The sequence below is a fragment of the Pseudomonas sp. PDM02 genome, assembly GCF_014852285.1.
Lineage (GTDB): Bacteria > Pseudomonadota > Gammaproteobacteria > Pseudomonadales > Pseudomonadaceae > Aquipseudomonas > Aquipseudomonas migulae.
In genome coordinates this window covers 265,591-286,585 of the sequence record NZ_JACVBL010000001.1, presented here as the reverse complement: position 1 = coordinate 286,585, position 20,995 = coordinate 265,591, and the positions used below count along the sequence as shown (strand labels likewise).

The following is a 20,995-nucleotide window of genomic DNA, read 5'->3' as shown; positions in this document are numbered from 1 at the left end:
TTGGAATGCCGCACGCCGATCCAGGCCACACATTACCCGGTTATTTGTTTAAACCTGCAATGCACGGCGAGACAAACAACTCACCCCGCCACGCGCCTTGTACCGTGCGTTTGGCAACGATCAGCCACATCACCGCCAGCAACGCCACCAGCACACAGCCAAAGGCATTGAAAAACGCCAGGTTCAACGTGCTTCCCAGTTTCAACGTTGCCAGAGAATAGACGCCCAGCGGAAAGGTGAAGCCCCACCAGCCAAGGTTGAATGGGATCCCGGCGCGCAGGTAACGCCCGGTGATCAGCAGCGCAATCAGCATCCACCACAAACCGAAGCCCCACAGCGTGATCCCCGCCACCAGCCCCAGCCCCGCCGCGATTTCACCCAGGCCGGCAAGCCCGTTGGCGGCGAAGATGGACGGTGCGTCGGCGCCCAGCAGCAACATGCCCAGCGCCCCGGTGCCAATCGGGCCGAGCGCCAGCCAGCTCGACGCGGCCATGTTTTCGTGAGGCAGTTTGTGCAGCGCCATGCGCAGCATGAGAATGGTCAGAATGCTGAACGCCACCGGCAGGGAAAATGCCCAGAGCACATAGCTCGTCACCAACACCACCAGTTGCCCATGGGCCTCGGCCAAATGCGGCGCCAGCAACCCGCCACTGGCGGCCGCCACTTCCGCCGCCACCACTGGCAGCAGCCAAACGGCAGTCATCTGATCGATGCTGTGCTCCTGGCGGGTGAACATCATGTAGGGAATCAGCACACCGCAGGCCAGCGACATCGCCACGTCCAGCCACCACAGCAGCGCAGCCACATGGACGACACCTTCGCCCCAGCGCGGCACGCCAAACAGCAGGAAACCATTGATGATGGTCGCCAACCCCATGGGAATCGTGCCGAAAAACATCGAGACCGTGGAGTGCCCGAAAATCCGCCGGGCCTCATCGAAGAACAGCACCCAGCGCGCCGCGTACAGCGCCGTGAACAAGATGAACAGACCGATATTGAACAGCCAAAGGGCTTCGGCGATCGCGTGCAGACCTGGGGTCGCGCCAGGCAACTGGGCCAAGGCCAGCGCCAGGACGCCCGTGCCCATGGTCGCGGCGAACCAGTTAGGCGTGAACTGGCGGATGACCTCGCGCGGGTGCTGCAAGTGGCTGAAAGGTTTGTAAACGGGGGTGGCGTTGGGGCATGTCATAGCGAACTCCTGTCCTCTGTTGAGGTGGAGTTCAGGGTAGGTCCAAATCGAATATCTATATAACGGGTAATATCTCTAACTGTTATCTATTTTGTAGATATAGCGTCAAACGCTGCCTTCCGATTCGATCACCAATATCCTCGCCACCCCCAGCGGATGCGCCACATGCTCGGTGCCCACCGAGGCATAAAAGATATCGCCGACCGCCAACATCACCGCTTTCTCCAGGCCTGCTTCGCGATAGCGCATTTGCACCTGGCCATCGAGCACAACGAACACTTCCTCGCCATCATTCACATGCCACTTGTATGGTTGATCGGTCCAGTGCAGACGCGTGGTGATGCCGTTCATGTTGGCGATGTCCAGCGCTCCCCAGGCACGGTCAGCGGTGAAGGATTGGCTGCGAATGATCTTCATGGGTCGGTCCGTCGAAAGGAATGGCGGTGCCAAGGCTAACCCAAACCGGCGAACAGCTGCGCCAGCCAATCGATAAATACCCGAACCCGGTTACTCAGGTGCCGGTTCGGCGGATACAACACGTGAAACGGATACCGGGGCGGGCGCCAGTCCTGAAGAATCGGCACCAGCTCGCCACGCTCGATGTGCGGTTGCACGGTGTAAGTGAACGTGTGGATCACCCCAAGACCCGCCAGCCCCGAGGCCAGGTGGGCATTGCTCTCGTTGACACTGAATGCTCCCTGCCCCCGAATCTCGAACTTTTCACCGTTGCGCTCGAATCGCGCCGGCATTACCCGCCCGGTACGCGCCGAGTGATAACTGACGATGCGATGATTTTTCTCAAGGTCTCGCGGGTCCGTCGGAATGCCAAAACGTTCGAGATAGCCCGGGGTGGCGCAGGTGGTCCATGACGACAGGCCCAGGGGCCGCGCAGCCATGGAGAGTTCGGTCAATGGCCCGCCGCGAATCACGCAATCGACGTTTTCGCTGATCAGATCCACGGGCCGATCGCTGACACCCAACTCGACCTGGATGTCCGGGTACCGAGCATAGAAATCCGGCAACGCGGGGATGATCAGGATCGTCGCCACCGAGCCGCCGACATCGACGCGAATCCTGCCGCGCGGGTGGCCCTGGGCACTGGCGAAACTGTTGTCCAGATCGTCCAGCTCCACCATCAACTGCAAGGCGCGCTCGTAGTAAGCCATGCCATCCGCCGTCACCGTCAGCCGGCGCGTGGTGCGCTGTAACAGCCGCGCACCGAGGTGTTCTTCAAGCTCGGCCACCAGTTTGCTGACCGAGGTTTTTGGCATGTTCAGCGAGTCGGCGGCCCTGGTAAACGAACCGGCCTGCACGACGCGGGAGAAAACACGCATGGCCAACAGTTGATTCATGACAGACATCTCAAGGGACGAGCCTTGAGTATTGTCCACAACCATGTACAAACAAACCCGATTCAGGCGATTTTTCCGATGAATCTTCCGGCATAGAGTTTGTTCAACGGCGCACGACAGTGCCAGGAACTTCCTTAACGACTCAGCGGAGATTCACCTCATGAGCAACACACTCACAGGCAAGGTTGCACTGATCACTGGCGGCACCACCGGCATCGGCCTGGCATCGGCTCAAGCGTTCGTCGACCAAGGCGCCACGGTGTTCATCACCGGCCGCCGCCAGGCCGAACTGGATGCGGCGGTCAGCAGCATCGGTCACAACGTCACCGGGATTCAGGGCGACGTCGCGAACCTTGCCGACCTGGACCGCATCTTCGACGTGATCAGGACCAAGGCCGGTACTCTGGACATCGTCTTTGCCAATGCGGGCGGTGGCGACATGTTGCCCCTCGGCGCGATTACCGAGGAACACTTCGACCGGATTTTCGGCGTCAACGTCAAAGGCCTGCTGTTCACCGTGCAGAAATCATTGCCGCTGCTCAAGGACGGCGGTTCGGTGATTCTCACCGCGTCCACGACCGCCACCAAAGGTACGGAAAACTTCAGCGTCTACAGCGCCAGCAAAGCGGCGGTGCGCAACTTTGCCCGCTCCTGGTTGCTGGATTTGAAAGCCCGCAGGATTCGCGTCAATGTCATCAGCCCCGGCCCGATTCACACGCCCGGCCTGACTGAACTTGCGCCAGCAGATCAGCAACAGGGGTTGCTGGATTACCTCGCCAGCCAAGTGCCGATTGGCCGTCTTGGAACGCCATCGGAGGTGGGCAAAGCCGCGGTGTTCCTCGCCTCGGATGACAGCAGCTTCATCAATGGGATCGAGTTGTTCGTCGATGGCGGATTTGCACAGATTTGATCGCTGCACACAAAAACGCGGCGCCTTGAACGGCGCCGCGTTTTTTTATGGATGACCGGTCGCGCGGCACACTTCGGCAGACCGCGGCCGCATCAGCGCCAGCAACGCGCCGACAGACAGGACGATCAGCACGGCACCATAACCATCGGTGGTCGCCACCAGGCCAAACGTGCGCGTCAGATTCCCCGCCAGCAACGACGGCAAGCAGAACGCCAGGTAACTGAGCACGTAATACGCCGACATCAACCCGGCCCGCTCATGGGGCTGCGCCAGCGGAACCAGACTGCGCACCGCGCCGAGGAAACCGGCGCCGAATCCGCAACCGGCCACCAGCGTGCCGAGGAAAAACAATGGCAGGCTGGCGCTGTGCACGCCCAGCAACAGCAACACGAGGCCGATGGGCAGTAACGTGCCGCCCAGCAACAGCCCTTTGGCGGCAGGCCGGTTGCGCAGGGTGAAGATCATCAGCGCGCCGGTCAGCGTCAATGCGGCGACTGCCGCTCCCCCCATCAGGTTCGAGGTGGAACCGGTGGCCGTGCGCAGCAACGAAGGGCCGAGCGAGGCATAAAAACCGCCGAGCGCCCAGGTCGCGATATTCAGCGGCAACACTCGCCACAAGGTCGAGCGAGCCTGGGTCGGCACATGCAGGGTCGGACGCAACGAGGCCCATGCCCCCGGTTGCGAACTGACGCTTTCCGGCAGGCGCCAGACATACAGCGCCTGCATCACAAACAACGCGAACAACACCCAATAAGTGAGCTGCAGCGGCAGCGGCGCAAACTCGGCCAGCAAGCCGCACCCCACGGCGCCAACCGCCATACCGAGCAGCGGCGCGACACTGTTGATCAGCGGCCCCTGCTGGCGATCGGTGTCCAGCAGCGCGGCGCTCAATACGGCGGTGGCCATCCCGGTCGCGAACCCCTGAAGCACCCGCGCGCCGATCAACCACGCCACGCTGTCGGCATTGATAAACAGCAGCATCGCCAGCAGGTTCAGCAGGACGGCGCTGAAAATGACCGGCTTGCGTCCCAGGTAGTCCGAGAGCGAACCGACCGTCAGCAGCGCCACCAACAGACTGATGGCGTAGATGCCGAAAATCACGGTCAAGGTTGCTGCCGAGAAATGCAGCTGCTCCTGATACAAGTGATACAACGGTGTCGGCGCCGTGGAAGCGGCGAGAAAACTCAGTAAAGTGATCGCCAGAAACCACAGGGTTGAACGGTTTGAAACAGAACTCGACATGCGCACACTCCGCAAAAGCTAACTTTTTGCTTTTGCGGAGTGTGCTACTCGTCTGCGCTTAAAGCAAATTCTTTGTGTTAAGGTCCGTTCCATGGCTATTAAAGAAGGTTTACGCCCCGGCGGCCGCAGTGCCCGGGTGCAAGAGTCGATTCATTCGGCAGTCCGTGCGCTCCTCGAAGAACAGGACCGTTCCACCGTGACCGTCCCGCAAATCGCGGCTCGCGCGGGGGTTACGCCGTCGACCATCTATCGGCGCTGGGGCGATCTGTCGGCGTTGCTGGCGGATGTCGCCCTGGCGCGCATGCAACCCGACAGCGAGCCTGCCAACACCGGCAGCCTGCGCGGGGATGTGCAGGCCTGGGCCGAGCAGTATCTGGACGAGATGAGCTCCGAACCTGGCCGCAACATGCTGCGCGATGTGCAATCGAGCCCGACGCCGGGCCTTTGTGTGACGATCATTGGCGGGCAGTTGCAGATGATTCTGGATCGTTATCCGGATGAGCCGAAACCGGGTGTTGATCGGCTGATCAATCTGATGGCGGCGCCTACGGTGTTTCGCATTCTGTTTTCGCCGGCGCCTTTGGAGGTTGAGGAGTTGCATCGGTTGATCGAGATTGCTTTCAGCCAGTGATGACGCCTTCGCGGGCAAGCCTCGCTCCCACAGGTTTGTGCTGACCGCATGATTTGGATACGACACAGAACCTGTGGGAGCGTGGCTTGCCCGCGAAAAGGCCAGCACAAGCACCTAAAATCTGACTGACGCTCCACCCTGCGACACCCCGCCACTCCACGACCTTGGTCGACACTGACTAACGCGGACGGTCGTGCGAGACTGTCTGTCCGGGCTGTCGTCCCGTGTGTCTTTTGTCTGGAGTTTCCATGTCGCTGTCCAGCGGGCTGATCGCCGCCGTCGCCCTGGCCTATATGGCCATCATGTTCGCCATCGCCTTCTACGGTGACCGTCGCAGCGCGCCGCTGCCGCCGCGAGTGCGCGCCTGGGTGTACAGCCTGTCGCTGGCGGTCTATTGCACCAGTTGGACGTTCTTCGGTGCCGTCGGTCAGGCCGCCGAACAACTCTGGTCGTTCCTGCCGATCTACCTTGGGCCTATCCTGCTGCTGGTCTGCGCGCCGTGGGTCCTGCAAAAAATGGTGATGATCAGCAAGCAGGAGAACATCACCTCCATTGCCGACTTCATCGCCGCCCGATACGGCAAATCCCAGTCACTGGCGATTGTCGTGGCGCTGATCTGCCTGGTCGGCGTGCTGCCCTACATTGCGCTGCAACTCAAAGGCATCGTGCTCGGGGTAAACCTGTTGATCGGTGCCGGTGCCGACGCCATGGGCACCCGCGCCCAGGACACGGCGCTGATTGTGTCGCTGGTGCTGGCGCTGTTTACCATCGTCTTCGGTACGCGCAACCTCGACGCCACCGAACACCACCGCGGCATGGTGCTGGCGATTGCGTTCGAGTCCCTGGTCAAGCTGTTCGCGTTTCTCGCGGTGGGTGCGTTCGTGACCTACGGCTTGTACGACGGTTTCGACGACCTCTTCGACCAGGCCATGCTGGCCCCGCGCCTCGAAGCCTACTGGAAGGAAACCATCAACTGGCCATCGATGGTGGTGCAGACCGGCGTGGCGATGATGGCGATCATCTGCCTGCCCCGGCAGTTCCACGTGACCGTGGTGGAAAACATCGACCCGCAGGATTTGCGCCTGGCCAAGTGGGTGTTTCCGGCGTACCTCGCGTTGGCGGCATTGTTTGTCGTGCCGATCGCACTGGCCGGCCAGATGCTGCTGCCAAGTTCAGTGTTGCCGGATTCCTTTGTGATCAGCCTGCCACTGGCCCAGGCCCATCCCGCACTGGCGATGCTGGCCTTTATCGGCGGTGCTTCGGCGGCGACCGGCATGGTGATTGTTGCCAGCGTGGCGCTGTCGACCATGGTCTCCAATGACATGCTGTTGCCGTGGCTACTACGTCGCAACAACGCCGAGCGGCCGTTCGAAGTGTTCCGCCAGTGGATGCTGTCGGTGCGCCGCGTCAGCATCGTGGTGATTTTGCTGCTGGCGTACGTCAGCTATCGACTGCTGGGCTCGACCGCGAGCCTGGCGACCATCGGCCAGATCGCCTTTGCCGCCGTGACCCAACTGGCCCCGGCCATGCTTGGCGCGCTGTACTGGAAACAGGCCAACCGCCGTGGCGTGTTCGCCGGCCTCGCCGCCGGTACGTTCCTGTGGTTTTACACGCTGATTCTGCCTATTGCCGCGCATAGCCTCGGCGTGTCGTTGAGCACGTTCCCCGGGCTGGCGTGGCTACACAGCAATCCGCTGAACCTGCCGCTCACCCCGCTGACCCAAGGCGTGGTGTTGTCGCTGGCGGCCAACTTCACGCTGTTCGCCTGGGTGTCGGTGCTGTCACGCACAAGGGTTTCGGAGCACTGGCAGGCCGGGCGTTTCATCGGCCAGGAAATCAGTGCCCGCCCCAGCGCGCGCTCAATGCTGGCAGTGCAAATCGAAGATCTGCTGCAACTCGCGGCACGGTTTGTCGGTGAAGAACGCGCCCGTCAGAGTTTTATCCGTTTCGCCTATCGCCAGGGCAAAGGCTTCAACCCCAACCAGAACGCCGACAGCGAGTGGATCGCCCATACCGAACGTTTGCTGGCCGGTGTACTGGGTGCTTCTTCGACCCGGGCGGTGGTAAAAGCCGCCATCGAAGGTCGGGAAATGCAACTTGAGGACGTCGTGCGCATCGCCGACGAAGCCTCGGAAGTGCTGCAATTCAACCGCGCCTTGCTACAAGGCGCGATCGAGAACATCACCCAGGGCATCAGCGTGGTCGACCAGTCGCTGCGACTGGTGGCGTGGAACCGGCGTTATCTGGAACTGTTCAATTACCCGGATGGCTTGATCAGCGTCGGTCGGCCGATTGCCGACATCATTCGCTACAACGCCGAGCGTGGTCTGTGCGGGCCGGGTGAAGCTGAAGTGCACGTCGCACGCCGATTGCACTGGATGCGTCAGGGCCGTGCCCACACGTCTGAAAGACTTTTCCCCAATGGCCGTGTGATTGAGCTAATCGGCAACCCGATGCCGGGCGGCGGTTTTGTCATGAGTTTCACCGACATCACCGCGTTCCGCGAGGCCGAGCAGGCGCTGACCGAAGCCAACGAAGGCCTGGAGCGACGGGTCACCGAGCGCACCCACGAGCTGTCGCAACTCAACGTGGCCCTGACCGAAGCCAAGGGCACCGCCGAGTCGGCCAACCAATCGAAGACCCGCTTTCTCGCGGCGGTCAGCCACGACCTGATGCAACCGCTGAACGCCGCCCGACTGTTTTCTGCAGCCCTGTCCCATCAGGACGATGGCTTGTCCAGCGAAGCGCAGAAACTGGTTCATCACCTGGATTCATCACTGCGCTCGGCCGAAGACCTGATCAGCGATTTGCTGGACATTTCCCGCCTGGAAAACGGCAAGATCAACCCGGAGCCGAAACCGTTCGTGCTCAATGAGCTGTTCGATATTCTTGGCGCAGAATTCAAGGCGCTGGCCCGGGACCAGGGGCTCAAATTCCGCGTTCGCGGCAGTACGCTGCGGGTCGACAGTGACATCAAACTGTTGCGACGGATCTTGCAGAACTTCCTGACCAACGCCTTTCGCTACGCCAAGGGGCCAGTGCTTTTAGGGGTTCGTCGGCACAAGGGTGAACTGTGCCTGGAGGTCTGGGACCGTGGCCCGGGGATCCCGGAAGACAAACTGAAAGTGATTTTCGAGGAATTCAAACGCCTCGACAGCCACCAGACCCGTGCCGAGAAAGGCCTGGGCCTGGGCCTGGCTATTGCTGACGGGCTGTGTCGCGTTCTGGGCCACACCTTGCAAGTGCGCTCCTGGCCGGGGCGCGGCAGCGTGTTCAGCGTCAGCGTGCCGTTGGCTCAGGCGCAAATCGCGGCGCCGGCCAACGTCACCGAACTCAACGGCAAACTCCTGAGCGGCGCGCAGGTGCTGTGCATCGACAACGAGGACAGCATCCTGATAGGCATGAACAGTTTGCTGACCCGCTGGGGTTGTCAGGTCTGGACAGCGCGCAATCGCGACGAATGCGCGGCGTTGCTCAGCGATGGCGTACGTCCGCAATTGGCACTGGTGGATTATCACCTGGACGACGGCGAGACCGGGACCGAGTTGATGGCGTGGCTGCGCACCCGTTTGGGCGAGCCGGTGCCCGGCGTGGTGATCAGCGCCGACGGGCATCCCGAGACAGTGGCACAGGTGCATGCGGCGGGGCTGGATTACCTGGCCAAACCGGTGAAACCGGCGGCGTTGCGGGCGTTGTTGAGTCGGCATTTGCCGTTGTAATGCGACGGATTTGGCCCTGCGGTGTTTGAACCGACGCCGGCTTGCCGGCGATGCTTTTGAGGTTACTCGGGCAACTCGACCAGACCATCGACATCCGTCATCGCCCGCTCCAACAGGTCCGCCGGCAGACTCTTGCTGGCCCGCGCGCCGAGCAACTTGAGCTGCTCGCTGCGGCTGACCAGGTTGCCACGGCCTTCCGTCAGCTTGTTGCGCGCTGAGCTGTAGGCCTTGTCCAGTTGCTGCAAGCGATTGCCGACTTCATCCAGGTCCTGAATGAACAACACGAACTTGTCGTACAGCCACCCTGCCCGCTCGGCAATTTCACGGGCGTTCTGACTCTGCCGCTCCTGCTTCCACAGGCTGTCGATGACACGCAGGGTGGCCAGCAACGTGGTCGGACTGACGATCACGATGTTGCGGTCGAACGCTTCCTGAAACAGTGTTGGCTCCGCCTGCAACGCCGCGGAAAACGCCGCTTCGATGGGCACGAACAGCAAGACGAAATCCAGGCTGTGCAAGCCGTCGAGCCGTTTGTAATCCTTGCCGGCCAGACCTTTGACGTGGTTGCGCAGCGACAGCACGTGCTGCTTGATGGCGATCTGGCCGATGGCATCGTCTTCGGCCGCCACGTATTGCTGATAGGCCGTCAGGCTGACCTTGGAGTCGACCACCACCTGCTTGTCGCCAGGCAGATAAATGATCACGTCCGGCTGGAACCGCTCGCCATCCGGGCCCTTGAGATTGACCTGGGTCTGGTACTCGCGCCCCTTCTCCAGACCGGCGTGCTCAAGCACCCGCTCGAGAATCAGCTCACCCCAGTTACCCTGGGTCTTCTGCCCTTTCAAGGCGCGGGTCAGGTTGGTCGCTTCGTCACTCAGGCGCAGGTTCAGCTGTTGCAGACGCTCCAGCTCCTTGGCCAGCGAAAAGCGTTCGCGCGCTTCGGCCTGATAGCTTTCCTCGACGCGTTTTTCAAACGACTGGATGCGCTCTTTCAACGGATCGAGCAACTGCCCCAAACGCTGCTGACTGGTTTCGGCGAAGCGCTGCTCGCGCTCGTCGAAGATCTTGCCGGCCAGCTCGGCGAACTGGGCACGCAGCTCGTCCCGCGAGCCTTGCAGGTCACTGAGACGCTGCTGATGGCTTTCCTGTTGCTCACGCAGCTCGGCATTCAGCGAGGCGGCTTGAGCGTCCAGGCGACGCAACTCAACGTCTTTGCCGGCGCGCTCGATGTTCCAGGCATGAGCGGCGTCGCGGGCGTCATCACGTTCGATCTGCAGCAGTTCGACTTCACGGCGCAAGGCGGCGAGGTCTGCCTGCTTGGCGGCGTTGGCCTGCCCCAGGTCCGCGATTTCGTCGCGAGCAGCTTCGAGCTGGGCATTCAACCCGTCCTGTGCCAGGTTGGCCATGGCCAGACGCTCTTCCAGCAGTGCAACCTCTGACTGCGTGGTGCTCGCACGGCGCTGAAGTTGCCAGGCCAATACCAGCAACGGCAGTGCAGCACCTGCCAGACCGAGCAATATGCTGGTCAAGTCCATCGCCATAGCCAATCCTGCCCGTTCGATAAAGCTTGAAGGTTAACCAAGGTGTCAGGTCTTGGACAGCTCAGTCTTCGATCAGACCGAGTTCCTGTTGAGCGCGCCGATCCCCGGCTCGCGCGGCCTGACGCAAGAGGTCCTGGCCGATACGGCGGTCCCGGGCATTCCCACATTCGCGGCACATCAACTGACCGAGACGGCTCTGCGCGGCCACCACGCCTTCACGCGCCGGCTGCTTGAGCAAACGCCCGGCGAAATGTTTGACGTTGTGGTTTTCACCCAGGCGCGGGCTGTCCAGCAGCCATTCGGCCACACGCATCGAAAAGCGCTTGGGTGGGGTGACGCTGGTAGGTGTCGAGGTTGCGGGAGCTGGTACTGAGCGAAACTTCATAAAGCACTGTGGGGCAGATCGGAAGGCGCGCCACTCTACTCTTTTTTTCTTACAGGTAAAGCCTAAAAAAACCCGGCACGCCCGTCCTAGAGCAAGCGCTCGGGACAATCCACAGAAGCTGTGGATAACTCAGTGGACAACCGCCCTTGAACTCTCGCAAAGCCCTGTGGAATGGGGCTCGCAGTCAAACTGACGATTTTTTCACCAGTAAAAAAAACCGATGTTTTTCATTGACTTAAATTTTGGTTACAGGCACCCACTACGTTTGAAGGGCAGATGACAGTGGGGTGACAGTCCGCGCAACTTATGTGCACAAGTACCTTCGAGGCAGTTATATCCATGCGCTTTTTCGGCGCATCTTCTCACCTGACTTGGGGATAAACCCTGGCGAACCCATGATCCAGACCGGTTTCGAACCGACGAACGTCGACGACCGATGGTCGGAATCTGTGCCATTACGGGGCGAAACCGGCGCTCTCTGGCTGTGGGTAAGCGCCAGTCCGCACACGAATGGCGGCATTCGGGAGATGTTTTTGACTAACACACTTCCTTTCTGCAATTCAATCCGTTAGTATCCGCGGCGTTAGTACCAAGCTGAAAGTCAATTCTGGTCGAACAAATCCTCCCGGTCAGCCTTCCCAAAGGAAGCCTCAACCGAACAAGCGGGATCGACCACCTCGATGGTTTCCAGGTAAACCTTGCGCCAACACAGCCTTTGAATCGAAAGCAAAGGGTGTTGCGAAGCTCACTTACTCTGACCGAACCAGCCTGCAAATTGATCAGGATCTTCACCCCGGGCCCAGAACCTTTGCCCTTGATGTGTTGCCTGCCCTCCTAAGTACCTACCTGCCAGCCCAAGCGCGCCAACTTAATCAGCGCTTCAAACTGGCTGCTTTGTTCCAGTCGGGTTCTTCGTTCGACCAATGGTGGTCGTCGTCACTGGAACGTTTTAATTTTGCACGGTTCTTATCCGTGTCGCTTGTAGGAACACCCATTAATGACTACTCAAATCCACACCCAGGATGCCATTCGCACCCTAACCAACGCTTTTGCACCAATGAACTGCCTGATCATGGCCGCTCGCAAAGGCTGCTTCAGCTTCACTCTGGTCAACGAACACGGCATCGCTCGTCACAGCGAACGCCTGTACCCCGATCAATACTCCAGCGCCGAGCCGCTGCAGGCCGTGATCGAGCGTACCCGTCAGGCACTGGTTGCCTGAGACGCCAGAAACGCTGAAAACCTCAAAAGCCTCGCCTTGAAAAGCGGGGCTTTTTATTGCCTGTTGTTTGTGTGCGGGCTTTGGTTGGGTTTTGGTGGTGAGTACATATCCGTTTCTTCGGTCACGGCCGCTATGGGTTTCGCCCTTACGGCGAGTCACTTGGAAGAGCCCCAAGTAACCAAGGGCTCTTGCCCCTTTCGTTCGGTGCCTCGCCATGGCTCGGCATGCCCTCGCTCCGGTCCTGCTCCGTGGGCCCGCCGCCATCGGCCATCCATGGCCGGGGGCGGCTAACCCGGCATCCATGCCGGGTTGCCCACTGCGCAGAACCTGCGCTCGGCCTCTCGAGGGGGCGCGCACCTCAAGATCAAAAGCTGAAGGCGAGCTAACGCTCGGCCTGATGAGTGGTGGAAATCAAAAGCGTATGGGATTCCCTGTAGGAGCCGGCTTGCCGGCGAAAATCGTCTGGACAACGCGTTCATTCAGACAGCCCGCGTTATCGTTGACGTCCATCGCCAGCAAGCTGGCTCCTACAAGGGAAATGCAGATGTGTTTGGATAAATACGATCAACTGTAGGAGCCGGCTTGCTGCGGGCGGCGTTCCGACGATAGCGGTGGGTCAGTCAACGCATTTATCGCCTGAAAGGACGCCATCGCCAGCAAGCCGGCTCCTACAGGGGAGCGGTATACATATCCGGAATGAGTGAACGCATCAGAGAAGGACAACGCGGACATCTAAAGAACCAGGTCGGCTTTCAGGCCGCCTCGGCGGCTGTGGCGGTAGTCGCCCCCTCGAGAGGCCGAGTGGAGGTTCTGCGCAGTGGGCAACCCGGCATGGATGCCGGGTTAGCCGCGCACGGCCAAGGATGGCCGATCGCGGCGGGCCCACGGAGCAGGACCGGAGCGAGGGCATGGCGAGCCAAGGCGAGGCACCGAACGAAAGGGGCAAGAGCCCTTTGGTTACTTTGGGGCTTTTCCAAAGTGACTCGCTGTAAAAGCGAAACCAATAGCAGCCGTTACCCCAAGAATGGATATGTACCCAAACGAAAGCCCACCCGCCCCCCCTAAAAAACGGGTCTTTTTATTGCCCGATATTTCCCTTTTCACAGCCGCCGCGTAAGCACTAACCGATATAACGGTTATAACTGTCTGCCGGAAATATTTTAAAAACAGACCTTTACAGCGCGAATATGACACTACACTTCAACTCAAGCGGCTTGAACCGCTTACGGCGAGCCTGAGTCGATCCACCCGCTGCCAACGCTAAGTTCAGGACTCGCCGACCACTTCTTGTTCGAGGGTTTTATGGGTATCGCTGCCAGCGAACTGTGCCGTTATGTGATCCGTCCGACACTGATCTACCTGGGACGCCATAGCGCGACCGCCGAATCCCTGCTGCTGGGCATCGCCGCCAGTCAGTCAGCCCTTGGTTCCGCCCTGCATGACCGCCGTGGACACGGCTTGTACCGAATCGCCGAACCCCGCCACCAGGCACTCTGGGACCATTACCTGGCACTTGATCCGGAACGCGCGAGCCTGGTGCGCGGACTGGCCAGCCAGCATGCGTTCCTCAGCGGCCCACACCTCGAATTGACCGTAAACCTGCGTTACGCCACAGCCATCGCCTGGCTGCTGGTCGAAGAACAGAACACCCCCCTCCCCGAAGCAGACGACTTGCTGGGAATGGCCCGAATCTGGCGCCAGACCTTCCAGCCCCAAGGACGCCTGAGAGATTTCACCTACGCCTGGCAAACCTGTGTATCACCGTTGAATCAAGTCGCCTGCTGAACCCCTCGCTTAACAAGATCGCCCAACAGGTCGCGATTTTGGTCGGATTGTCCTACAAAACCGCTCTAAATCAAGCAATACAGCCTATAGCGCTGGGACGAAAATGTTGGTAATTTTCGCCCCGGTGATCACCAGGAGTTCTAATAATGAAAAAAGTAATGCTCAAAACCACCCTTAGCCTCGCCGTTGCCTTGGCATCCACCCAAATCTTCGCAAGTGGTTTTGCCCTCAACGAACAAAGCATCAGTGGGATGGGCACTGGTTTTGCCGGGCGATCTTCTGCTGCCGACGACGCATCCACCGTTTTTGGCAACCCTGCCGGTATGTCTCGCCTCAAGCGCGAACAAGTGACCGGTGGTGTTGCATTTATCGACGCGCACGCTGACATCAGCGATGCAAGCTCCCGCCCGAATAGTGGTACCAACAAAGGTGACATGGTCCCTTTCATGGGCGTACCCATGGGCTACTACGTAAAGCCAATCGATGACCAGTGGGCTGTCGGTTTCGGCGTCTACGCACCATTCGGCCTGGTGACCGACTACGAGAACGGCTTCGCCGGCAAATACTTCGGCAGCAAGAGCGAAGTCACGATCGTCACCCTGCAGCCAACTGTCAGCTACGCCTTCAACGACAAGGTGTCCATCGGTTTCGGTCCGACCATCAACCGCATCGACGGCAAGCTGGAATCGAACCTGTCGCTGAACCCGCAGGCAGCGGACGGTACCGTCAAGATCAAGGGTGACGACACCGCCATCGGCTACAACATCGGCATCATGGTTCAAGCCCTCGAAAGCACTCGCCTCGGCCTGACCTATCACTCGAAAGTGAAGTACAAGCTGGACGGTGACACCAAGGTCAACTACGGCGTACTCGCGGCGCTGGGCCAGAACCCGAACCAGAAGTTCGACGCTTCGCTGGACATCACCACGCCTGAGTCCGTGGACTTCTCGGTCACTCATCAGCTGGACGATAAGTGGACCCTCTACGCAGGCAGCACCTGGACTCGCTGGAGCCGCCTGAAAGAAATCACCGTCGAGAACGAAGGCGTTCCTGCCGCTCTGGCAGCGCGCGGCCTTCGCACGATCACTGAAGAGCAGAACTGGCACGACACCTGGGCTCACGCCATCGGTGCTTCCTATCAGTTGAACAAGCAATGGGTGCTGCGTACCGGTCTGTCCGTCGACCAGGCGCCGACCAACAACGAAAACCGTTCCCCGCGCATTCCGACTGGCGATCGCAAGATCTTCAGCCTGGGCGCTGGCTGGAGCCCGACCGACGACCTGACCATCGACGTAGCGTATTCGTACCTGCGCGAAGAGTCGGTCAAGGTCAACAACAGCAACGGTGCTCCTCGCAACCAGACCTACAACGCCAAGTATGAAAACTGGGCGAACGGTTTCGGCATTGGTGCGACCTACCGCTTCTGATGTGATTCACGGCGAGCCTGAACCCCTCGCCGCCTGAATCAAAAAAGCCCCGCGCTCTTTACAGAGGCGGGGCTTTTTAGTGGGCGTCGATCAGGGTTGTGAAGCCAGGGCTTTTTCCACGGCGGCGATGAACTCTGGATCGTCAGGCGTGGTGAGGCTGGAGAAGTTGGCGATCACCTTGCCTTTGCGATCGACCACATACTTGTAGAAATTCCACTTCGGCGCATCGCTTTGGGCGGCAAGCACCTGGAACAGATGAATCGCATCATCACCGCGAACCTTCTGCGTCTCGGTCATGGTGAAGGTCACGCCGTAATTCACGTAGCAAACCTTGGCGGTTTCCGCACCATCCTTGGATTCCTGCTTGAAGTCATTGGAAGGCACACCGATCACCTCCAGCCCCTGCCCCTTGTAACGCTGATTCAGCGCCTCCAGGCTTTTGAACTGCGGGGCGAAACCGCAAAAGCTCGCGGTGTTGACCACCACCAGCGGTTTGCCGGCGAAGCGCTGGCACAGGTCGATCGTTTCCTTGGCCCGCAGCTTGGGCAACGAGCCTTGCAAAAGCTCAGGGCACTCGTCGGCCGCTTGAGCCAATCCGGTAAACGCCATGAGTAACGCGGGAACGGCAAACCAGCGCATCAGCATGTCCATGCATCCTTGAAAAGTCGTCTGCATTGAACTTACTCGCCCTCACATCGTGCTAGCAAGCGCCCATGCCCAATTGCATCAACGCCAGCCCGCCCTGATGCCAGCCCCACCACGCCAGGGCCAGCAGCAACAGGCCGCCCGCTGCCACGGCGATTCGTGGCCAGAGGCTGTTCATGTCGCGCTCATCCGGGTTTGCAGGCGCGCCACCGGCCGCTCACGCACCGGCCAATTCAAGGCAGCCGCCAACAGGCTCAAAAGAATCGCTACTTGCCAGATCAAGTCATAACTCCCGGTTCGGTCATACACCACCCCGCCCAACCAGCCACCCAGGAACGATCCGAGCTGGTGGAACAGGAAAACGATCCCACCGAGCATGGACAGATTTCTTACGCCGAACAAGGTCGCCACAGTACCGTTGGTCAACGGCACCGTCGACAGCCACAGGAAGCCCATGGCCATGCCAAACAGATACGCCGTGGTTGTCGTCACCGGCGCCCACAGAAACAGGACAATCACCACGGCCCGCAGCACGTACAGACCGGTGAGCAAACGCGGCTTGGACATCCGCCCGCCGAGCCAGCCCGCCGTGTAAGTACCGAAGATGTTGAACAACCCGATCAGCGCCAGCACCGTCGTGCCGACCGTGGCGGGTAAATGCTGATCCACCAGATACGCCGGCAAGTGCACACCGATGAACACCACCTGGAAACCGCAGACAAAAAAGCCGAACGACAGCAGCCAGAATCCCGAATGGGAACAGGCTTCGCGCAAGGCTTCGGAGAGGGTCTGCTCGTGACCGAGAACCGGTAATGGCTTGTCCTTGAGCATGCTCACCAGCGGCACGATCAGCGCCACCAGCAGGCCCAGCGCCAGCAATGCCGCCGACCAGCCGAGCCAACCGATCAAACCCAGCGTGCCCGGTACCATCGCGAACTGGCCAAAAGAGCCGGCAGCACTGGCGATGCCCATGCCCATGCTACGTTTCTCCGGGGGTACCACGCGGCCAACCACGCCCAGGATCACCGAAAATGAGGTGCCCGACAGCCCGATACCGATCAATAGGCCCGCGCTCAGCGACAGGGTTACTGCCGAATCGGACAAGCCCATGAACAGCAGGCCCATCGCGTAGAGCACGCCGCCGATCAGCACCACTTTCGCCGCGCCGAAGCGGTCGGCCAACGCGCCGGTAAAGGGCTGCGCCAGGCCCCAGATCAGGTTCTGCAAGGCGATGGCAAAGGCAAACGTCTCACGCCCCCAACCGAACTCGGCACTCATCGGCGCCAGAAACAGCCCGAAGCCGTGTCGCACGCCCAGAGACAACGCAAGGATCAGCGCACTCCCCACTAAAACCCAACCGCAAGTACGCCACATCGATGTCATTCTTATTCTCCGGTAGCGGGTATATACCCGCTTAAGATCGGAAAAACTGGCGTCAGGCCAGTTCGTCCAGCAGCTTCAGCAAAATTTCGCGTTTTTCGGCGCCCAGACGATCAACCAGTCGCTGCTGCGCCGCCTCCCAGGCCGGCAAGGCCGATTTCAGGCGTTCAGCGCCGGCCTCGGTCAACCTGACGATGCGATTACGCATGTCTTCGCCCTCGACCAGCATGACCAGGCCGTCGCCTTCCAATACCCGCAGATTGCGCCCGAGGGTGCTGCGGTCCAGGCCCATGGCTTCCGCCAGGGTGGAAATACTCGGTTCATTCAGACGCTGCAGATTGCACAACAAAGAATACTGGGCAACGTTGATTCCGAAGCCGTCGAGAGCGCCGTCGTAGTGCCTGCTGACGCCACGGGCGGCGCGACGCAGGTTGATGCATAAACATTGAGAATCGAGCATGGTGCGTGTATATACCCGCGGTTGAATGAATGCAAATTTTTGATACAAAACCCTGTAGGAGCGAGGCTTGCCCGCGAAGAACGATAACTCGGTTTTTCTGTTAGACCGCAGGGCACTCTTCGCGGGCAAGTCGGATCGCCGCACCGCTCACTCCTACAGGAACAGTGCAAGGCCAATCAGTAAAACCACCTCCAGCAATTCCAGCAACGCCCCCGCCGTATCGCCCGTGGTCCCGCCCAATCGCCGCAGCATCACCTGCCGCAACCAGACAAACACCAGCGCCGCCAACACCAACGCCACGACACCGCCGAGCCCTGCCATCAACACACAAGCCAATGCGCTGACCGCCAGCACCTGCTTGCCGGCCAGACGCGGCAGATGATCGGCCAGCGCCTGCCCCAAGCCTCCTGCCCGCACATACGGCGTAGTCAGGAACAACCCCAGCAACGCAGCACGGCCAATCAACGGAACGATGATCAGGAAAACGCTGTGCTGCTGCTCAATCAATGCCAGCAACGCCGCGAACTTCAGCAGCAACACCAATACCAGCGTGACCACCGCTATCGGACCGCTGCGCGGGTCCTTCATGATCGTCAGCGTTCGCTCGCGATCGCCAAAACCGCCGAGCCACGCATCAGCGCTATCAGCCAGGCCGTCGAGGTGTAACGCACCGCTGAGCAACACCCAAACCGTCAACAGCAACGCCGCGTGCAGCAACAACGGCGCGCCCGACAACGCCCAGTTCAACGCCCACAAGATCCCGCCGAACAGCAGCCCCACCAGCGGATAAAACAGCAGCGAGCGCCCCAACTCCTGTGGCGCCGGCATGCCCGGCAGACGAATCGGCAGGCTGCTCAGAAATTGCAGGGCGATCCAGAACGGCAACATGATCAGATCGCTTCCTTGAGAATGACGCCGGGTTCGACGCTCAATGAAAACAGCGAACCATGGCCCACTTCAACGTTGAGCAACTGCTCACGCGGCAATCCCCGCGCCTGCGCCAGCAACAAACGCATGACGCCGCCGTGGCTGATCAGCAACACACGCTCGCCCGCGCAGGCAGCCTGCAAACGCCCGACCGCGGCCAGCACTCGCATTGAAAAATCCTCGACCCGCTCACCCTGCGGCGGCGTAAACGAATAGGGATCGGCCCAGAACAAACCCAACGCCTCGGCATCCGTTTCCATCAACGCCGCTGCGCTCTGCCCTTCCCAGGCACCGAAATGCAGTTCTTGCAGATCTTTATCCAGCTGCACTGGCAACCCCAGTTGCGCACCAAGTTCTTCGGCGAACCGCGCACAGCGTTGCAATGGCGAACTGACCAGACGATCCCATGGCCCCTGCGCGACCACCGCTGCGCGCATCTGCGCCCAGCCTGTGGCGGTCAGTGCATCGTCGAGGCTGCCGCGCAAACCGCCGCCCAATTCGGTTTCGCCGTGACGCAACAGGTCCAGGCGCAAGGTCATGCCGGACGGTCCGCCACGGCGGCTTCGGCGAAGGTCGCCATTTGCCCGTGGAGGTCACACGCCAGGCGCAGCAACGGCACGGCCAACGCCGCGCCGCTGCCCTCGCCCAAGCGCAGACCGAGGTCCAGCAAGGGTTCGGCGTTCAGGGTTTCCAGCACATGGCGATGACCCGGCTCGGCACCGCGATGCCCGAACAACAGCCACTCGCGGCAATGCGGATTCAAGCGCACCGCCACCAATGCGGCGACGCTGCAAATGAACCCGTCCACCAGCACCGCGACACCTTCCTGGGCACACGCCAGATACGCGCCGACCAGTGCGGCGATTTCAAAACCACCGAGGTTGAACAGGGTTTGCAGTGCATCGCCACGCTGAGCGCTGTGCAAGGCCAAAGCACGTTCGATGACCTGAGCCTTATGACTGACACCCGCCGCGTTGAGGCCGGTGCCCGGCCCGGTCAAGTGCACCACCGGACAATCCAGCAAGGCACAGGCCAACGCACTGGCCGCCGTGGTGTTGCCGATGCCCATCTCGCCGCCGATGAACAACTGCGCGCCCGCCGCAATGGCGCGCTGCACGCTGTCGCGACCGGCCTGCAAGGCGAGTTCACCCTGGGCTTGAGTCATGGCCGGGCCGTCGACAAAATTCGCGGTGCCGGCACCGATGTTCAAATGGCGCACACCCGGCAGGTTCAACGACGGCGTGACCGTGCCGAGGTCGACCACTTCGAGCGACGCGCCGAGCTGGCGCGCCAACACACTGATCGCCGCGCCACCGTTGACGAAGTTGTGCAGCATCTGCCCGGTGACTTCCTGGGGAAACGCCGACACACCTTCGGCGACCACGCCATGGTCGCCGGCAAAAATCGCGATCCACAGCTGATCCAGCTTCGGCTTGACCTGCCCCTGCAATCCCGCCAACTGCACCGCCACCGACTCCAGCCGCCCAAGGGAACCGGCCGGTTTGGTCAGTTGCTGTTGCCGGGCTTCAGCCTGCTCGACGGCTTGGGCATCGATCGGCTTGCACGGGTTCAGCCACCAGGATTGAGTCATAACGCAGTTCCTTTCAGAGTCAGGGGCAGGCCGGCGACGGTCAGGACGACTCGCTGACAGCGCTCGGCCAAAGCTTGATGCAGCCAACCGGCTTCATCGACGTAGCGGCGAGTCAATTCGCCCAGCGGCACGACACCCATTCCGGTCTCGTTGCTGACAAAAATGATTTCACCCGGCAGTTCGGCCAGGCAGTCCAGCAGCGCTTCACGTTCGGCCGTCAGGCGCTCGACGTCGTCGAGCATCAGCAGATTGGTCATCCACAGGGTCAGGCAATCCACCAACAGGCAACGCTTGGCACAGGCGGTTTCACGCAGGACGCGGGCCAGCTCAACCGGTTCTTCGATCAGCGCCCATTCGGCTGGACGACGGGCGCGGTGGTGGGCGACCCGCTCGCTCATTTCACCGTCCAGCGGTTGGCTGGTGGCGATGTAGGTCACCGGGAGCTGGCTGTCTGCTGCCAGTTTTTCGGCCAGGCGACTTTTGCCGGAACGGGCGCCGCCGAGGATCAGTTGCAGCATGGTTCATTCCTTCAAATAGGCGGTGCGGTCAATGGCCTCTTCGCGGGCAAGCCTCGCTCCTACGGGTTTGC

General features: G+C 60.6%; 20 protein-coding genes. 6 read left to right on the top strand and 14 right to left on the bottom strand.

The annotated features are described in order from the left end of the window. Positions 1-40: 40 nt before the first annotated feature. The 3 genes from IB245_RS01295 to IB245_RS01285 form a co-directional block, all read right to left on the bottom strand. Positions 41-1,189 (bottom strand): TDT family transporter, encoded by a 1,149-nt coding sequence (locus IB245_RS01295; protein WP_192226142.1) that lies wholly within the window; start codon positions 1,187-1,189, stop codon positions 41-43. Between the two features lie 105 nt (positions 1,190-1,294). Beyond that, positions 1,295-1,606: a cupin gene (locus tag IB245_RS01290; RefSeq protein WP_192226140.1), complete on the bottom strand. Its 312-nt coding sequence runs from the start codon at positions 1,604-1,606 to the stop codon at positions 1,295-1,297. A gap of 35 nt (positions 1,607-1,641) precedes the next feature. Continuing rightward, positions 1,642-2,541 (bottom strand): LysR family transcriptional regulator, encoded by a 900-nt coding sequence (locus IB245_RS01285; RefSeq protein ID WP_192226138.1) that lies wholly within the window; start codon positions 2,539-2,541, stop codon positions 1,642-1,644. 160 nt (positions 2,542-2,701) lie between these two features. On the opposite strand from IB245_RS01285, the gene IB245_RS01280 reads away from it, so the two are divergent. Beyond that, positions 2,702-3,451, top strand: a complete 750-nt coding sequence (locus IB245_RS01280; RefSeq protein ID WP_008043718.1) for an SDR family NAD(P)-dependent oxidoreductase — start codon at positions 2,702-2,704, stop codon at positions 3,449-3,451. Positions 3,452-3,496: 45 nt separating this feature from the next. Here the strand turns inward: IB245_RS01280 and IB245_RS01275 are convergent, their stop codons facing one another. Then, positions 3,497-4,693 (bottom strand): MFS transporter, encoded by a 1,197-nt coding sequence (locus IB245_RS01275; RefSeq protein ID WP_192226136.1) that lies wholly within the window; start codon positions 4,691-4,693, stop codon positions 3,497-3,499. A gap of 91 nt (positions 4,694-4,784) precedes the next feature. On the opposite strand from IB245_RS01275, the gene IB245_RS01270 reads away from it, so the two are divergent. Both IB245_RS01270 and IB245_RS01265 read left to right on the top strand, forming a co-directional pair. Further along, positions 4,785-5,324 (top strand): TetR/AcrR family transcriptional regulator, encoded by a 540-nt coding sequence (locus tag IB245_RS01270; RefSeq protein WP_192226134.1) that lies wholly within the window; start codon positions 4,785-4,787, stop codon positions 5,322-5,324. A gap of 248 nt (positions 5,325-5,572) precedes the next feature. Further along, on the top strand, positions 5,573-9,043 hold the full coding sequence (locus IB245_RS01265) for a hybrid sensor histidine kinase/response regulator (protein WP_008031826.1): 3,471 nt from the start codon (positions 5,573-5,575) through the stop codon (positions 9,041-9,043). Positions 9,044-9,105: 62 nt separating this feature from the next. Here IB245_RS01265 and rmuC read toward each other — a convergent pair whose 3' ends face one another. Further along, a complete protein-coding gene (gene rmuC, locus IB245_RS01260) occupies positions 9,106-10,470 on the bottom strand; it encodes a DNA recombination protein RmuC (protein WP_177318191.1) in 1,365 nt (454 codons plus the stop codon). 175 nt (positions 10,471-10,645) lie between these two features. Next, on the bottom strand, positions 10,646-10,969 hold the full coding sequence (locus tag IB245_RS01255) for a sel1 repeat family protein (RefSeq protein WP_032832831.1): 324 nt from the start codon (positions 10,967-10,969) through the stop codon (positions 10,646-10,648). A gap of 997 nt (positions 10,970-11,966) precedes the next feature. Between IB245_RS01255 and IB245_RS01250 the strand changes: the two genes are divergently transcribed. The 3 genes from IB245_RS01250 (at position 11,967) to IB245_RS01240 (ending at position 15,403) form a co-directional block, all read left to right on the top strand. Then, a complete protein-coding gene (locus tag IB245_RS01250) occupies positions 11,967-12,191 on the top strand; it encodes a hypothetical protein (RefSeq protein WP_008031832.1) in 225 nt (74 codons plus the stop codon). A 1,302-nt stretch (positions 12,192-13,493) separates the two neighbouring features. Next, on the top strand, positions 13,494-13,976 hold the full coding sequence (locus IB245_RS01245; RefSeq protein ID WP_008033583.1) for a hypothetical protein: 483 nt from the start codon (positions 13,494-13,496) through the stop codon (positions 13,974-13,976). Positions 13,977-14,122: 146 nt separating this feature from the next. Then, positions 14,123-15,403: an OmpP1/FadL family transporter gene (locus IB245_RS01240; protein WP_008039174.1), complete on the top strand. Its 1,281-nt coding sequence runs from the start codon at positions 14,123-14,125 to the stop codon at positions 15,401-15,403. Positions 15,404-15,493: 90 nt separating this feature from the next. Here IB245_RS01240 and IB245_RS01235 read toward each other — a convergent pair whose 3' ends face one another. From IB245_RS01235 to cobU, 8 genes are all read right to left on the bottom strand, one after another. After that, positions 15,494-16,042, bottom strand: coding sequence for a glutathione peroxidase (locus IB245_RS01235; RefSeq protein WP_404943247.1), 549 nt, complete (start codon positions 16,040-16,042; stop codon positions 15,494-15,496). 61 nt (positions 16,043-16,103) lie between these two features. Beyond that, positions 16,104-16,226 (bottom strand): hypothetical protein, encoded by a 123-nt coding sequence (locus IB245_RS29185; protein WP_008033574.1) that lies wholly within the window; start codon positions 16,224-16,226, stop codon positions 16,104-16,106. Next, positions 16,223-17,431: an MFS transporter gene (locus tag IB245_RS01230; RefSeq protein ID WP_008033572.1), complete on the bottom strand. Its 1,209-nt coding sequence runs from the start codon at positions 17,429-17,431 to the stop codon at positions 16,223-16,225. The genes IB245_RS29185 and IB245_RS01230 overlap by 4 nt, the downstream gene beginning before the upstream one ends. 52 nt (positions 17,432-17,483) lie before the next feature. Then, complete coding sequence (locus tag IB245_RS01225) at positions 17,484-17,888, bottom strand: MarR family winged helix-turn-helix transcriptional regulator (RefSeq protein WP_192226132.1); 405 nt, start codon at positions 17,886-17,888, stop codon at positions 17,484-17,486. A gap of 153 nt (positions 17,889-18,041) precedes the next feature. Next, a complete protein-coding gene (locus IB245_RS01220) occupies positions 18,042-18,776 on the bottom strand; it encodes an adenosylcobinamide-GDP ribazoletransferase (protein ID WP_192226130.1) in 735 nt (244 codons plus the stop codon). A 2-nt stretch (positions 18,777-18,778) separates the two neighbouring features. Continuing rightward, the gene (gene cobC / locus IB245_RS01215; protein WP_192226128.1) at positions 18,779-19,354 is read right to left on the bottom strand and encodes an alpha-ribazole phosphatase family protein; all 576 of its coding nucleotides are present in this window, start codon (positions 19,352-19,354) and stop codon (positions 18,779-18,781) included. Continuing rightward, positions 19,351-20,406 carry a nicotinate-nucleotide--dimethylbenzimidazole phosphoribosyltransferase gene (gene cobT, locus IB245_RS01210; protein WP_192226126.1) on the bottom strand — a complete coding sequence of 352 codons (1,056 nt, stop codon included), beginning with the start codon at positions 20,404-20,406 and terminating at the stop codon, positions 19,351-19,353. Before cobT ends, cobC begins: the two co-directional genes overlap by 4 nt. Continuing rightward, on the bottom strand, positions 20,403-20,924 hold the full coding sequence (gene cobU / locus IB245_RS01205) for a bifunctional adenosylcobinamide kinase/adenosylcobinamide-phosphate guanylyltransferase (protein ID WP_192226124.1): 522 nt from the start codon (positions 20,922-20,924) through the stop codon (positions 20,403-20,405). The genes cobT and cobU overlap by 4 nt, the downstream gene beginning before the upstream one ends. Between the last annotated feature and the right edge of the window lie 71 nt (positions 20,925-20,995).

What these genes read in the sequence shown, in the direction of transcription:
- IB245_RS01240 (WP_008039174.1), top strand. Translation starts at nt 14,123, where the DNA reads ATGAAAAAAGTAATGCTCAAAACCACCCTTAGCCTCGCCGTTGCCTTG.
- IB245_RS01255 (WP_032832831.1), bottom strand. Translation starts at nt 10,969, where the DNA reads ATGAAGTTTCGCTCAGTACCAGCTCCCGCAACCTCGACACCTACCAGC.
- IB245_RS01245 (WP_008033583.1), top strand. Translation starts at nt 13,494, where the DNA reads ATGGGTATCGCTGCCAGCGAACTGTGCCGTTATGTGATCCGTCCGACA.
- IB245_RS01270 (WP_192226134.1), top strand. Translation starts at nt 4,785, where the DNA reads ATGGCTATTAAAGAAGGTTTACGCCCCGGCGGCCGCAGTGCCCGGGTG.
- IB245_RS01275 (WP_192226136.1), bottom strand. Translation starts at nt 4,693, where the DNA reads ATGTCGAGTTCTGTTTCAAACCGTTCAACCCTGTGGTTTCTGGCGATC.
- IB245_RS01265 (WP_008031826.1), top strand. Translation starts at nt 5,573, where the DNA reads ATGTCGCTGTCCAGCGGGCTGATCGCCGCCGTCGCCCTGGCCTATATG.
- IB245_RS01225 (WP_192226132.1), bottom strand. Translation starts at nt 17,888, where the DNA reads ATGCTCGATTCTCAATGTTTATGCATCAACCTGCGTCGCGCCGCCCGT.
- IB245_RS01250 (WP_008031832.1), top strand. Translation starts at nt 11,967, where the DNA reads ATGACTACTCAAATCCACACCCAGGATGCCATTCGCACCCTAACCAAC.
- IB245_RS01280 (WP_008043718.1), top strand. Translation starts at nt 2,702, where the DNA reads ATGAGCAACACACTCACAGGCAAGGTTGCACTGATCACTGGCGGCACC.
- IB245_RS29185 (WP_008033574.1), bottom strand. Translation starts at nt 16,226, where the DNA reads ATGAACAGCCTCTGGCCACGAATCGCCGTGGCAGCGGGCGGCCTGTTG.
- IB245_RS01285 (WP_192226138.1), bottom strand. Translation starts at nt 2,541, where the DNA reads ATGAATCAACTGTTGGCCATGCGTGTTTTCTCCCGCGTCGTGCAGGCC.
- cobC (WP_192226128.1), bottom strand. Translation starts at nt 19,354, where the DNA reads ATGACCTTGCGCCTGGACCTGTTGCGTCACGGCGAAACCGAATTGGGC.
- IB245_RS01220 (WP_192226130.1), bottom strand. Translation starts at nt 18,776, where the DNA reads ATGTTGCCGTTCTGGATCGCCCTGCAATTTCTGAGCAGCCTGCCGATT.
- IB245_RS01230 (WP_008033572.1), bottom strand. Translation starts at nt 17,431, where the DNA reads ATGACATCGATGTGGCGTACTTGCGGTTGGGTTTTAGTGGGGAGTGCG.
- IB245_RS01290 (WP_192226140.1), bottom strand. Translation starts at nt 1,606, where the DNA reads ATGAAGATCATTCGCAGCCAATCCTTCACCGCTGACCGTGCCTGGGGA.
- IB245_RS01295 (WP_192226142.1), bottom strand. Translation starts at nt 1,189, where the DNA reads ATGACATGCCCCAACGCCACCCCCGTTTACAAACCTTTCAGCCACTTG.
- cobU (WP_192226124.1), bottom strand. Translation starts at nt 20,924, where the DNA reads ATGCTGCAACTGATCCTCGGCGGCGCCCGTTCCGGCAAAAGTCGCCTG.
- IB245_RS01235 (WP_404943247.1), bottom strand. Translation starts at nt 16,042, where the DNA reads ATGCGCTGGTTTGCCGTTCCCGCGTTACTCATGGCGTTTACCGGATTG.
- cobT (WP_192226126.1), bottom strand. Translation starts at nt 20,406, where the DNA reads ATGACTCAATCCTGGTGGCTGAACCCGTGCAAGCCGATCGATGCCCAA.